Source organism: Shewanella oneidensis MR-1 (genome assembly GCF_000146165.2).
GTDB classification, from domain to species: Bacteria; Pseudomonadota; Gammaproteobacteria; order Enterobacterales; family Shewanellaceae; genus Shewanella; species Shewanella oneidensis.
This window is the reverse complement of the sequence record NC_004347.2, coordinates 4780994-4792949: the sequence shown is the minus strand read 5'-3', so window position 1 is coordinate 4792949 and position 11956 is coordinate 4780994. Positions and strand designations below refer to the sequence as shown.

The 11956-nt window shown below is 47.1% G+C and carries 12 protein-coding genes; 3 read left to right on the top strand and 9 right to left on the bottom strand.

Going from position 1 to position 11956, the window contains the following annotated elements:
• Positions 1 to 16: 16 nt before the first annotated feature.
• The 6 genes from SO_RS21360 to SO_RS21335 all read right to left on the bottom strand — a co-directional run bounded on the left by SO_RS21360 (position 17) and on the right by SO_RS21335 (position 6607).
• Complete coding sequence (locus SO_RS21360; protein ID WP_011074195.1) at positions 17 to 3154, bottom strand: efflux RND transporter permease subunit; 3138 nt, start codon at positions 3152 to 3154, stop codon at positions 17 to 19.
• A gap of 9 nt (positions 3155 to 3163) precedes the next feature.
• Positions 3164 to 4648, bottom strand: a complete 1485-nt coding sequence (locus SO_RS21355; protein WP_011074194.1) for an efflux RND transporter periplasmic adaptor subunit — start codon at positions 4646 to 4648, stop codon at positions 3164 to 3166.
• A gap of 21 nt (positions 4649 to 4669) precedes the next feature.
• Positions 4670 to 4930, bottom strand: a complete 261-nt coding sequence (locus SO_RS21350; RefSeq protein ID WP_011074193.1) for a heavy metal-binding domain-containing protein — start codon at positions 4928 to 4930, stop codon at positions 4670 to 4672.
• 216 nt (positions 4931 to 5146) lie between these two features.
• Positions 5147 to 5590: a hypothetical protein gene (locus SO_RS21345; RefSeq protein WP_011074192.1), complete on the bottom strand. Its 444-nt coding sequence runs from the start codon at positions 5588 to 5590 to the stop codon at positions 5147 to 5149.
• A 104-nt stretch (positions 5591 to 5694) separates the two neighbouring features.
• On the bottom strand, positions 5695 to 6150 hold the full coding sequence (locus SO_RS21340; RefSeq protein ID WP_011074191.1) for a DUF2057 family protein: 456 nt from the start codon (positions 6148 to 6150) through the stop codon (positions 5695 to 5697).
• Positions 6151 to 6244: 94 nt separating this feature from the next.
• Positions 6245 to 6607, bottom strand: coding sequence for a hypothetical protein (locus SO_RS21335; protein ID WP_011074190.1), 363 nt, complete (start codon positions 6605 to 6607; stop codon positions 6245 to 6247).
• Positions 6608 to 7016: 409 nt separating this feature from the next.
• On the opposite strand from SO_RS21335, the gene cymA reads away from it, so the two are divergent.
• Positions 7017 to 7580, top strand: a complete 564-nt coding sequence (gene cymA / locus SO_RS21330) for a NapC/NirT family cytochrome c CymA (RefSeq protein WP_011074189.1) — start codon at positions 7017 to 7019, stop codon at positions 7578 to 7580.
• A 62-nt stretch (positions 7581 to 7642) separates the two neighbouring features.
• Here cymA and SO_RS21325 read toward each other — a convergent pair whose 3' ends face one another.
• A complete protein-coding gene (locus tag SO_RS21325; protein WP_011074188.1) occupies positions 7643 to 8176 on the bottom strand; it encodes a cysteine hydrolase family protein in 534 nt (177 codons plus the stop codon).
• Between the two features lie 100 nt (positions 8177 to 8276).
• On the opposite strand from SO_RS21325, the gene SO_RS21320 reads away from it, so the two are divergent.
• On the top strand, positions 8277 to 9278 hold the full coding sequence (locus tag SO_RS21320) for a GlxA family transcriptional regulator (protein WP_405130451.1): 1002 nt from the start codon (positions 8277 to 8279) through the stop codon (positions 9276 to 9278).
• On the opposite strand, the gene SO_RS21315 is transcribed toward SO_RS21320, so the two are convergent.
• Together SO_RS21315 and rsmD are read right to left on the bottom strand one after the other, a co-directional pair.
• The gene (locus tag SO_RS21315; RefSeq protein ID WP_011074186.1) at positions 9226 to 9507 is read right to left on the bottom strand and encodes a DUF1145 domain-containing protein; all 282 of its coding nucleotides are present in this window, start codon (positions 9505 to 9507) and stop codon (positions 9226 to 9228) included. The genes SO_RS21320 and SO_RS21315 overlap by 53 nt on opposite strands.
• A gap of 1 nt (position 9508) precedes the next feature.
• Positions 9509 to 10156, bottom strand: coding sequence for a 16S rRNA (guanine(966)-N(2))-methyltransferase RsmD (rsmD, locus tag SO_RS21310; RefSeq protein WP_011074185.1), 648 nt, complete (start codon positions 10154 to 10156; stop codon positions 9509 to 9511).
• A gap of 267 nt (positions 10157 to 10423) precedes the next feature.
• On the opposite strand from rsmD, the gene ftsY reads away from it, so the two are divergent.
• Positions 10424 to 11956: a signal recognition particle-docking protein FtsY gene (gene ftsY, locus SO_RS21305; RefSeq protein ID WP_011074184.1), complete on the top strand. Its 1533-nt coding sequence runs from the start codon at positions 10424 to 10426 to the stop codon at positions 11954 to 11956.

The following is an 11956-nucleotide window of genomic DNA, read 5'->3' as shown; positions in this document are numbered from 1 at the left end:
TATCAAATGCCGTTTATTAAGCGACTTGCTTTAATTTACGCGAGTAAACGAGCAGATACAGAGCCGGCAGTACAAATAGCGACAGAATTGGGGCCGTGACCATTCCTCCGACCATGGGCGCCGCGATTTTTTGCATCACATCATTACCCGAACCTGCGCCCCACATAATGGGCAATAGGCCGAAGAAGATGGTGGCAACCGTCATCGCCTTAGGACGTATCCGCATCACAGCGCCTTCAATTAGGGCTTCTTTTAAGTCCTCAACGCTGTGATACGTATTGTTATCCTGCCGATGCTTAATGGCGTTATTTAAATAGACCAGCATGATCACCCCAAACTCCGCCGCCACGCCCGCAAGGGCGATCATACCAACCGCGACGGCAACCGAGATGTTGTAATCCAGCAGATACAACAGCCAAGTGCTACCAACTAAGGCAAACGGCAGGCTTAGCATGATCATGCTTGCTTGCATGGTGGAGCCGAAGGTCAGCATCAGTAGGATAAAGATGACCCCTAATGCCATTGGGATCACTTGCTTGAGTTTGGCATCGACCCGCTGCATGTACTCGTACTGGCCCGCAAAGCTATAGCTGTAACGGGGCGGCACGTTAAGTTCAGCGCTGAGAGTTTGCTTGGCGCTAGTAATATACTCGCCAATGGAGGTTCCCTCTATTTCGATAAATACCCAAGAGATAAGGCGGCCATTTTCACTTGCGAGCATAGGCGCGCCTTCGGTGATCTCAATCTCTGCTAAGTTACGTAGCGGTAAATAATTCCCCGATTTAGTGATCACCGGCAGCTCACGCAGTTTCTCAATATTGTCGCGCAGTTCTCGTGGGTAGCGCAGGTTAATCGGATAGCGCTCTGCTCCCTGCACGGATTGGCCTATATCCATACCGCCAATAGCGTAACGCACAACATCTTGAATATCCTGTAAGTTCATGCCGTAGCGGGCCGCGACATCCAATTTGGGGGTAATATCGATATAACGTCCGCCACTGGTGCGCTCGGCATAGGCTGATTTAGTGTGTGGCATCCGGCTCAGAATGGCTTCAATTTGGGTGCCGAGCTGTTGCAGTTCATTGACATCGGCGCCAGTGATTTTGATCCCGACAGGCGTTTTAATCCCCGTTGATAGCATGTCGATACGGGTCTTGATAGGTTGCACCCAAGCGTTTGTCAGGCCGGGGACTTTAACGGTTTGCTGCAACTGATTAATGATGCCATCTAAGGTCATACCTTCACGCCACTCTTCATGGGGTTTGAGCATGATGGTGGTTTCGAGCATAGTCAGTGGTGCAGGATCGGTCGCTGTTTCGGCGCGTCCCACTTTACCAAAAACGCGAGCCACTTCAGGGACGGTTTTGATCAACCGGTCGGTTTGTTGTAGCACTTCGGCAGCCTTGCTGGCGCTAATCCCTGGCAATGCCGTTGGCATATAGAGTAAATCGCCTTCTTCGAGTTCAGGCATAAATTCACTCCCCATGCGCGTGAAGGGATACCAAGCGCTGACTAAAGCCAATAGCGCCAAAGCGATAGTGATTTTAGGGAAGTTGAGCACTAGATTAAGAGCTGGTTTATAGAGGGCGATTAACACTCGGCTAATGGGGTTTTTGTTTTCGCTTGGGATTTTCCCACGAATAAAATAGCCCATCAACACAGGTACCAGCGTGATGGCCAAAATGGCCGAGGCTGCCATCGCAAATGATTTGGTGTAGGCCAGTGGTGCAAACAAGCGTCCTTCCTGCGCCTCGAGGGCAAATACAGGCACAAAGCTTAATGTGATAATCAGGAGTGAGAAAAATAACGCAGGGCCCACTTCTGTCGATGCTTGTGTGACTATGCGCCAGTGCTCTTTGACATTAGGTTCGCGCTGATGCTCGCTGTGAAATTGCTCCAAATGTTTGTGTAGATTCTCAATCATCACAATCGCACCGTCGACGACAGCGCCGATGGCAATCGCGATGCCTCCAAGGCTCATAATGTTGGCGTTCACCCCTAGCTTATTCATCACGATAAAGGCGATCAGGATCGAAAGCGGTAGGGTCACTATCGCGACTAAGGTTGAACGTGCATGCAGCAAAAATAGCAGGCATACCAGCCCGACGACCAACATTTCTTCAACGACCTTGTTGAACAGGTTATCAACGGATTTCAAAATTAAATTTGAGCGATCATAGGTCGGAACGATTTCCACACCTTCGGGCAATCCGGCGCTTAATTCCTCTAGTTTGGCTTTAACTGCGTCAATGGTACTCAGGGCGTTTTCACCGTAGCGCATGACAATAATACCGCCGACGACTTCGCCTTCGCCGTCGAGTTCTGCAATGCCGCGCCTTGCCGCGGGACCTTTGCGGATTGTTGCCACATCTTTTAGGGTTAAACTGGTGCCTGAAGGGCTCGCAATGCCTAAGGGGATTTCGCGAAAATCTTCTAGGGTTTGGCGATAACCCTTAGCGCGCACCATGTATTCGGCTTCGGCCATTTCCACTACGGAGCCGCCTGCCTCGCTATTCGATTTTTCGATGGCATCTTTGATGCTGGCGATATCGAGTTTATAGATCGCCATTTTGTCTGGCTCGAGCACTACCTGATAGGTTTGCTCCATTCCACCCACAGTGGCGACTTCGGACACACCTGCGACACTTTGCAGCTCAAGTTTGAGATACCAATCCTGCAGACTTTTGAGTTGTGAGAGATCTAAATTGCCGGAGCGATCGACCAGCGCGTACTCAAACACCCAGCCCACACCAGAGGCATCGGGACCGAGGGACGGCTGCACTCCCGCGGGGAGTCTACTGCCTATTTGGCTTAAATATTCGAGTACCCGCGAGCGGGCCCAGTAGATATCGGTGCCATCATCAAAAATCACATAGACGTAGGAGTCGCCAAACATCGAGAAGCCCCGCACGGTTTTTGCACCGGGTACGGCGAGCATCGCGGTCGATAGTGGGTAAGTGACTTGTTCCTCCACTAATTTGGGGGCTTGGCCGGGGTAGGTTGTTTTGATGATCACTTGTACATCGGATAAATCCGGCAGGGCATCTAGCGGCGTTTTGCGCAGCTCCTGTACACCCCATAAAGTGATCATCATGGCGATAATGAGCACCATGAGCCTTTGTCTAATCGAGGCCTCGATAATATATTTCAACATAATGCGCTCCTAGTGCTGATGACCGCTGTTTAAACGCATTAAGCTGCCCTTGAGGCTTGCTTCGGAGTCGAGTAAGAATTGCCCCGATGTTACGACTCGTTCACCTTCGCTTAGCCCTGATACAATCTCGGCCTTACCTTGGCTCATCATGCCCACAGTGACGGCTTTAGCGATAAAGCTGTCGTCAGCCTGTTTGACTATTACGCGGTTTTCTTTACCCGTTTGGATGAGTGCTTCCTGCGGGATCACGAGCACATCTTTATTGGGGCCACCAAAGAGCGCGACTTTAGCGAGCGTCTTTGGTCTTAAGGAGATGTCTTTATTATTCAGCACTACGCGCACTCTTAGGCTGCGGGTGATGGGGTCTAGCTCAGGATAGATGTAGTCAATCTTGCCTTCGATACCTCTGATATTCATCGCGGGAACAGAGACTTCGGCTTTTTGCCCTAAGCTAATCCAGCTTTGCTCATTTTCAAACACATCGGCTATGACCCATACCTTAGAAAGGTCGACTAACGACATGACCTCGGTAGAGGGTTCAATATACATACCGTCACGGATAGAGAGCGTTTCGACAACCCCTTCCTGTTGTGCATAAAACGGTACGCGATACTGGGTTTGGCGTGAATTGGCTAATTGCTTGATTTGTTGCTCGTTAAATCCAAGGAATGACAGTCTTAAGCCTGCTCTGCGCACCAAATCTTGGTATCTTTGGTTGCCTGAGGTTTTTGCAGTATCTAATGCCAGCAGATAATCATCCTGAGCATTCACTAAATCGGGTGAATAGATCTCATATAGTAGTTGGCCTTTTTTGACGGTATCGCCCATCGATTTAACCATCAATTTTTCAACCCAGCCGGTGACACGGGCATGAATATGGCTGATCTGGCTCTCGTCATAGTCGATTTGTCCAACGGTTTCGACAAACTTCCATAGGGTATCGCGCTCAACTTTGGCGACCTTTAGCGCTAGGGCCTGTTGCATACTGCCAGAGACATTAATGTTGATCTCCTGCGTATTACCGCCCGTTTCGACCTTCTCTAAATTCATTCCACAGATAGGACAAGTGCCGGGAGCATCGCTAATAATATGGGCATGCATGGGGCACACATACTTAATGGTTGCCTCCGAGCTTTGATTTTTGACTAAGTGGTTGGCTTTAGGTGTTGGTGTCTCAAATACTTGAGTCGCATTTTGGCTTGGAGTATGTGCTTGATGCTCCGCAGCAGTGTTGGGATTGTCTGCCTTTTCAACAAGGAACATATTGCACTGAGGGCAACGGCCGGGTTCGTGGCTTTCTACCTCTGGATGCATAGGGCAAGTATAGGTTTTTACTTGATTGGTGGTATTGCTATGATGCTGATGCCCCGCTTCGGTCTGAGTCGCAGGATCAACGAGCTGAGCCTGGGCTAACCAAGGCGTACTCATCAGTAGACTACTGAGTATCAATACTGCCTTAGGGCTCGGCTTTGTTACTGTGTTAAATGGGTTCATATGCCTCATCTCCAGCCTAGCTTAGTGGTGTGCGTGATCTTTGTGCGCTGCAGCGTCAGTCTTTTTTTCTGTCGTCGCTTTAGGCTCTAAGTTCATGCCACATTTAGGACAGGTGTCATCTTTGTTGCCTGTCACTTCTGGGTGCATAGGGCATACATAGGTTTGAGCTTTTTCCTGTGGCGCAGCATTGTTATGGTGATGCTCATGGGGTGCTGCGTTGGCAAACACACTGGTGCTCGTCATTAACAATGCAACTAAGGCGAGATTGGTTAAGGTTTTCATATTGTTCACTCCATCGGGTTTTATGGCCGAATATGAGCGCATCAAACGTGATTGAGCTTATTTCTTGAGATCTTTAATCAAGAATGGACGCCACAGGTGGCGATAGGCTCAGTACAACGTTTTTGCTTTACTCTGGGTGCTTGAGATGTTGGCACCACAATAAACGGCGAAATAAATAGTTAGCTTGGTTCGCCCTGAAAAAAGGGCACAATGAGGCTAGGCTATCGGCGGTTTGAAGGCCGACGATAAAGAGATAGAGTGGAAATGAGGCATAGGAGTGGCCATTGGGGTGTCGTTCAGACTCACACTTGGCCAAAGGTGTGGACTGAAAAGCGTGCCAGCAACTGAAATCGTCAAACAATGTCCACAATCGTTAAGACACGATGTGGTGCCATCACAGCAATGCTGCTTCGCGCCGGGAAGCATTTGATCGTTACAGCAATCTGTATTATCGGCCATTGCATTGGCGTTAGTGTGGTGCTCTGAGTTCATCTGCATCATGGCAGCATGATCCATTCCTTGGTTGGAAGGGTTATGAATCATCGCGCTCATCTTCATTGAGTGGGCCACTTTAGCGTGACCATTAGACACTACACCTTGCCCGACCAACGCGAGTAAAGTGAATATGACTAATAAATAACGACTAAGTGTCTGATGCATAAATATTCCAAATAATGAACGTGTCGATTCTAGCATAGAGGCAGTATGCTGCAATGCGTTAATTCACATTTCAGTAAATGCCTCTGTTGATCGGTCCTAATGTTTTATTTGGCTGCGTGGCTTAGCAATAAACCGGCCATCAACTGGCGGTTATTTTGCAAAGCGAGTAGCTGCGGCGTGGTACCATCAACACTGAGTTGAATGCGGGGATTATTGATAAAACGCTTGGCATCGGCTTCGCTGGCTAATTCAGGCGTGCTGATCTGGTAATCCGACTGCGTTGCCACATCTAATATAAAAAATAAGGGTTCTGACTTTATCCAAGTGCCGTTGTCATCAGCGCGATAACTAAATAGATCTTGATATCTTACTTCAACCAGCACTTTACCTTCTGGCAGTTGTACAGGCTTAATCGTTTTAATTGCTTGCCCATTAATACTGACAACATTGAGCGTTTCAGTGCCTTTTAAGGTGGCAGCGGTGGTCGTCATACTGATAGTCATTGTGCTAATGATGAATGATGCACCAACTAAGATTTTACTGAATAAGGTTGTTCTCATAATAAACTCCAAAAATTTGCGTGATCGCGTGAGTGCCAAATCGTGGCGGCATCGTCGCGAAATCTTGAATCGATTTAATGATTAAAAAGATTAGCTACAGAAAATCGGAGTTAGGGGGAGGTGTGGTTAACCCTAATTCGGCGGTTTGAATCGCCCAACTTGAGCTCGTAATCTGCTTACTCGCATGACTCATTAATACCAGTGGAAGAGGTGGTGAAGTAATAAAAAGTTTTGCGAGACAATGGGTTTTGCAGTGATTGGTAAGGGAGTCTTGGCAATGAATCATGCATTCTTCTTGTGTGCCATCTGGCGCAGCACAATTCATGTTGTCATCGGCCATTTGCATACAGTGGGAATGGTATAAGTCATTTATCGCTGGCGTAGGCATAGCTCTCACTATCGTCGATTGACTAAACAGTGAAAATAACAGTGCTATGGTGATCCAAAACTTCGCCATAAAAAACCGATGCCAGTGTACCTACCCTTAAAGACCCACAAAGTGCATAAAAAGTTTCGTTTTGAGTTTGCTTTTATGCATCAGATTGTTACATCAAAGGTTAAATGTCGCCTTGATCACATTTTTGTATTCTAAAAATGATTTCATTGCCTTAGCTACTTAAGGTGGTACTTAATCATTTGTCGTTAAACATAATGATGAATGTATTAGCTGGAGTTGAAGTACTCTAACGCTCTGCTAAGCTGGTTTTAGTGAGTTGTAGTAATCAGAATTAGAGCTAAGTCTCATTTTGCACTTTAAGTTTTAATTAATCGGCATTTTTAGGCTTGAAATCAAACTTCTAATAAATAAAAAAACATAAAATAGTCTTATAAAAACTGATTTTGACAATATTTTTGGAGATAGAGTAATGAACTGGCGTGCACTATTTAAACCCAGCGCGAAATATTCCATCCTAGCGCTACTGGTTGTTGGTATCGTGATTGGTGTTGTGGGCTATTTTGCAACTCAGCAGACTTTACATGCGACAAGTACAGATGCGTTCTGTATGTCTTGCCATAGCAATCATTCCTTGAAGAATGAAGTGCTGGCATCTGCCCACGGTGGCGGCAAAGCCGGGGTTACTGTTCAGTGTCAAGACTGTCACTTACCCCATGGCCCTGTTGATTATTTAATTAAGAAAATCATCGTATCTAAAGATTTATATGGTTTCTTAACTATTGATGGCTTTAACACTCAAGCTTGGTTAGACGAAAACCGCAAAGAGCAAGCCGACAAAGCATTGGCTTACTTCCGTGGTAACGACTCAGCAAACTGTCAACACTGCCATACTCGCATTTATGAAAACCAGCCAGAAACCATGAAGCCAATGGCTGTGAGAATGCACACCAACAACTTCAAGAAAGATCCTGAAACGAGAAAGACCTGTGTGGATTGCCACAAAGGTGTCGCTCACCCCTATCCAAAAGGATAAGGTTTAACGCTGCAATAGTGTGATAACCAATAAAAAGCCCTCTGATGAGGGCTTTTTGCTATCTAGATAGATCTGCTATCAATTAACTCAACTCTGCGGGATAGGGCGCTAAGGGCGATTTGATGCACCATTTGTGTGGGAGCGGTACAAGCATCACTGATAATTTTGACCGAATAGCCGAGTGCTGAATGAGATAAGGCTGTATGCGTCACGCAGTTTTGCGTCATGATGCCGCATAACAATAAGTGAGTTATCTGCATTTCTTGCAGCTGCTTGGCCAGCTCTGTGTTGTCAAAACTGTCGGCAAACTGTTTAACGACGATGGAGGCATTAGGTAGAAGCGCCAAGAGTTTGGGATGAATTTCAACCCCCTGGGTGCCCGGGTTAAAAAAGGGAGCCACACCTTGAGTTGTATCGGCGATATGCTGCACTAGAATAATCGGCATTCCCTGTTGCTGCGCTTGTTGTGCACAATGCAAAGTGCGTTCTAACATCTCATTGACTTGCCATTGCGGGTAAGCCCCATCAACAAAGTAGTCGTTTTGCACATCAATAATGACCAATGCCGTCTTTGTCATGTGATTGTGAGTCGTCATCTTGGTGTTCTCCTGTTTATTTTCTTCGCAAAAGTATGTTTAGTGAGAGCAGTTTGCGCTAGATTTGGTCGTATTAAGAGTGGCAGAAATGACATCTTAGGTGCTTAAATTGACAAAATTTACGGATTGCACGCCATTGAACGTGGCGATTTTAGCGTTACCTGGCAGTTTAACTTCAGCGGTATATGGCTTAGAAGAAATGTTATTAATGGCCAACACCTTGGTGCTAAAAGAAGAACATCTGCCGTTGAGTGCGACACGATTCGTGGTAACTCGATTATCGCTTGCTGAGATCTCACTCGACGATACTTATCAATTAGTCATTATTCCGCCCAGCATAGAGACTGACTTTTATTTCAATGTGGCGCCTGAATTACGGATATGGTTGCAACGGCAACATGCCCAAGGGGCGATTGTTTGCTCCGCCTGTGCGGGAGCTTTTGTGTTAGCGGCGTCGGGGTTACTCGATGGGTGCAAGGTGACAACCCATTGGGGATTGGTTGATGCGTTTCAAACTCAGTACCCACAGCTTGAACTTGATATAGACAAAATCATGGTCAACGAGGGTGACATTATCACCGCTGCGGGCATGATGTCGTGGTTAGACTTGGGATTAGAATTAGTCGCACAGTTTTGCCATGTGAAGGTGATGCGCCAGTTGGGCAAGCATCTGGTTATCGACACAGGCAACCGTGAACAGCGCTATTATCAACAGTTTCTACCTAGGCGAGATCATGGGGATCAAGCCATCCTTGGTCTGCAAAATCGTTTACAAACAGGTTATGCTCAGCCCATTAGCATTGCCGCTTTGGCGCAGCAACTTTGCATGGGCGAACGTACCTTTTTGCGGCGCTTTGTGAAAGCGACAGGACTTAAGCCTAATGAATATCTGCAAAAACTCAGGATCCAAAAAGCTTGTGACTTACTCGAAAATGGTTCACTCAGTTTCGAGACAATTGCTCATCAGGTTGGCTATGAGGATGTAAGTGCTTGTCGCAAAGCGTTTACCCGTATTACGGGCTTGAGTCCAAGTGCATTTCGGCAGCGATTTAGCTCGATTTCACCTGTGCTAATACCTGTTGACGATAGCTCAATAAACTAAAAACACCGAAGATAAACACTTGCCGATAATCTTGCTTGCGTAGCACCAGCAGGTTTTTAAACAGCATATGGAAGATGGCGACTTGGAAGCAATGCATGAGGCAAGTAATACCGAGCAGTATATTTAAAATAATGCCAATATTACCAGCAAAAGGCATGGCAAGATTATACGCCATCATTAACCAAGCGATTAAGGTAATGGCTTTGCCAAAATTAATCAGTAACGACATGCTATTCCTCAGTGTTTGCTGGATTTTCTTCAGCTTGATATTGATATAAGCGATAGCTGACTTGCCCTGTGGTTTTATCTTTAAGTGGCTGCCAACTTGCCGGAATAGCCATTTGGGTCAATTCCGCCTCAATCTCCACATAAATCAACGCACCATCATTGAGCCAGCCTTTGCTGTCCAACAATTGAATGGTTTTTTCTGCTAAGCCTTTACGGAAAGGCGGATCGATAAACACCACATCAAAACCTTGATCACAGCCGTTTTGCAGCACGACTAAAGTATCGGCATTAATGACCTCAGCCTTATCGCACTTGAGGGTATTAAGATTTGCTTTAAGCTGCATGGCCGCAGTGCGTTGTAGCTCGATTATCTTAGCGTAACTGGCGTAGCGCGAGAGGGATTCGAGGGCTAACGCGCCGCTGCCACCAAAGCAGTCGAGCACGCGCGCATGAGCAATATCATTGGCGAGCCAGTTAAACAGAGTTTCGCGCACTCTGTCCGTGGTGGGGCGAAGGCCATCAAGGTCGTGGATAGGCAGTTTTCGTGATCGCCATTGCCCAGCAATAATCCGCACTTGGCCGCTGCCTGCTTTCTTATTGGCTGTTTGACCCTTTGCCGCTTGTTGTTTATTTGCACGATTATTAACCAAAGTGCCCCCGTGATTTTGCCTGAAGAAAGAAAGTGGTAGACTATGCCACCTTTATATACCCAAGCCACCTAAAGATACGAGTTTCAGCATCTTGGGGTTGTGTGGGTATGAAGACCAGTATTTTATATCAAAGTCAGCGTAAAAGGTGAGAAGGCTTAACGCGCAGAACTCATTGCCGACTTTTTGGGCGTAATTGCTGCGGTAATCTGGTATAACGGCTGGGTCTTATTTTAAATTCAATCATGAAGTAGAGCGCTGGAATTACACATGGCAAAGAAAGGTTTTTTCTCCTGGTTTCGTAAAGATAAATCACAAGATGAGGTTGTCGAGCAAACCCCAGTCGTTACTCCATCGCAAACTGAGCAAGACGAAGCATTAGCAGAGCAGCAAGCAGAGGCAGCGCGCCTTGCTGCTGAAAAAATAGCGGCCGAAAATGCAGAAGCGGAAAGAATCGCTGCAGAGCAAGCTACAAAAGCCCAAGTTGAAGCTCTTCGTCTTGCAGAAGCCGAAGAGCAAGCCATTAAAGCCCAAGCCGCAGCCGAACGTTTTGTCGAGCAACAGGCGGCCGAAACGGCTCGTTTAGCAGCAGAACAAGCACTTGCTGCACAATTAGCCGCTGAAAAGGCAGAATCTGAAAGAATAGCCACAGAGCAGGCCGCAAAAGCGCAAGCAGAGGTTGAAGCTCTGCGTCTTGCTGAAGAACAAGCCGAAGTTGCACGTTTAGCCGAACAACAGGCCGCAGAAGCAACGCGCTTAGCGGCGGAGCAAGCTTTGGCAGAACAATTAGCCGCTGAAAAAGCGGAAGCAGAACAAATCCAAGTGGAACAACCCCTTGAGCAGCAACCCGAACCACAGGCAAAACCCGCCAAAGAAAGCTTCTTTGCTCGTTTAAAGCGCGGCCTGATGCGCACTAGCGAAAATATTGGTAGCGGTTTTATCGGCCTATTCCGTGGCAAAAAAATCGACGATGAACTGTTTGAAGAGCTAGAAGAACAGCTATTAATTGCCGATGTAGGAGTTGAAACCACGGGCCGTTTAATTAAAAGCCTGACCGAACACGCCTCCCGTAAGCAGCTAAAAGATGCCGAAGCACTCTACGATCTGCTGCGCGATGAAATGCAAAAAACGCTCGATCCTGTGGCAATCCCCTTAGTGCCCGAAAATGCCAATGGTCCCTTTGTTATTCTTATGGTCGGCGTTAACGGCGTGGGTAAAACCACCACGATCGGTAAGCTGGCGAAGCAATACCAGCGCCAAGGTAAGTCTGTGATGTTAGCTGCGGGTGATACCTTCCGCGCTGCGGCGGTGGAGCAATTACAAGTTTGGGGACAACGTAATAATATTCCCGTTGTGGCTCAACATACGGGCGCCGACAGTGCCTCGGTACTTTTTGATGCGCTGCAAGCGGCTAAAGCCCGTAAAATTGATGTATTAATTGCTGATACTGCGGGTCGCTTGCAAAACAAGTCTCACTTGATGGAAGAGTTAAAGAAAGTGGTGCGAGTGATGAAGAAGCTCGATCCAGAGGCGCCCCATGAAGTGATGCTGACCCTCGACGCAAGCACAGGTCAAAATGCGATTAGCCAAGCGCAGCTTTTCCAAGAGGCTGTTGGCGTCACCGGTATGACCATCAGTAAACTGGATGGTACTGCCAAGGGCGGTGTGGTTTTTGCGATTGCTGATAAATTTAAAATCCCGCTACGTTATATTGGCGTGGGCGAACAAATTGATGATTTACGTACCTTTAATTCTAAAGAATTTATTGATGCCTTGTTCACTCAAGAGAAAGCGGATAGCTAA

Bases quoted from the DNA above. Each gene is read 5' to 3' on its own strand.
- SO_RS21360 (WP_011074195.1), bottom strand. From the start codon at position 3,154: ATGTTGAAATATATTATCGAGGCCTCGATTAGACAAAGGCTCATGGTG.
- SO_RS21355 (WP_011074194.1), bottom strand. From the start codon at position 4,648: ATGAACCCATTTAACACAGTAACAAAGCCGAGCCCTAAGGCAGTATTG.
- SO_RS21350 (WP_011074193.1), bottom strand. From the start codon at position 4,930: ATGAAAACCTTAACCAATCTCGCCTTAGTTGCATTGTTAATGACGAGC.
- SO_RS21345 (WP_011074192.1), bottom strand. From the start codon at position 5,590: ATGCATCAGACACTTAGTCGTTATTTATTAGTCATATTCACTTTACTC.
- SO_RS21340 (WP_011074191.1), bottom strand. From the start codon at position 6,150: ATGAGAACAACCTTATTCAGTAAAATCTTAGTTGGTGCATCATTCATC.
- SO_RS21335 (WP_011074190.1), bottom strand. From the start codon at position 6,607: ATGGCGAAGTTTTGGATCACCATAGCACTGTTATTTTCACTGTTTAGT.
- cymA (WP_011074189.1), top strand. From the start codon at position 7,017: ATGAACTGGCGTGCACTATTTAAACCCAGCGCGAAATATTCCATCCTA.
- SO_RS21325 (WP_011074188.1), bottom strand. From the start codon at position 8,176: ATGACGACTCACAATCACATGACAAAGACGGCATTGGTCATTATTGAT.
- SO_RS21315 (WP_011074186.1), bottom strand. From the start codon at position 9,507: ATGTCGTTACTGATTAATTTTGGCAAAGCCATTACCTTAATCGCTTGG.
- ftsY (WP_011074184.1), top strand. From the start codon at position 10,424: ATGGCAAAGAAAGGTTTTTTCTCCTGGTTTCGTAAAGATAAATCACAA.